The organism is Viridibacillus soli (assembly GCF_016612995.1).
GTDB lineage: Bacteria > Bacillota > Bacilli > Bacillales_A > Planococcaceae > Viridibacillus > Viridibacillus soli.
Genome location: NZ_JAEOAH010000052.1, coordinates 1 through 694, shown reverse-complemented (window position 1 = coordinate 694; position 694 = coordinate 1). Strand labels below are relative to the sequence as shown.

1 protein-coding gene is annotated in these 694 nt (G+C 59.5%); it reads right to left on the bottom strand.

All coding sequences use genetic code 11. The annotated features are described in order from the left end of the window. Positions 1 to 590 (bottom strand): hypothetical protein (locus JFL43_RS20495; RefSeq protein ID WP_234447933.1); only part of this gene is annotated, 590 nt, incomplete at its 3' end. Positions 591 to 694 lie beyond the last annotated feature (104 nt).

Sequence of the window (694 nt, the reverse complement as noted above, 5' to 3'; positions counted from 1 at the left end):
TGCACCTGTAGCACCAGTGTCACCAGTGTCACCAGTGTCACCAGTAGCTCCGGTTTCACCAGTTGCTCCAGTAGCGCCAGTTGCTCCGGTGTCGCCGGTTGCTCCAGTAGCTCCCGTAGCTCCAGTTGCACCGGTTTCACCAGTTGCTCCAGTAGCTCCCGTAGCTCCAGTTGCACCGGTTTCACCAGTTGCTCCAGTAGCTCCCGTAGCTCCAGTTGCACCGGTTTCACCAGTTGCTCCAGTAGCTCCCGTAGCTCCAGTTGCACCGGTTTCACCAGTTGCTCCAGTAGCTCCCGTAGCACCGATGTCGCCGGGTGCACCTGTAGCACCAGTGTCACCAGTAGCACCAGTGTCTCCAGTTGCACCGGTTTCACCAGTTGCTCCAGTTGCACCGGTGTCGCCCGTTGCACCTGTAGCACCAGTGTCACCAGTGTCACCAGTGTCGCCGGTTGCTCCAGTAGCTCCAGTAGCTCCAGTCGCTCCAGTTGCACCTGTAGCACCAGTGTCACCAGTAGCACCAGAGTCTCCAGTTGCACCGGTTTCACCAGTTGCTCCAGTTGCACCGGTGTCGCCCGTTGCACCAGTAGCACCAGTGTCGCCAGTTGCTCCAGTTACACCGGTGTCGCCCGTTGCACCAGTGTCGCCAGTAGCTCCGGTAGCACCAGTGTCGCCGGTTGCTCCAGTAGCTCCAGTT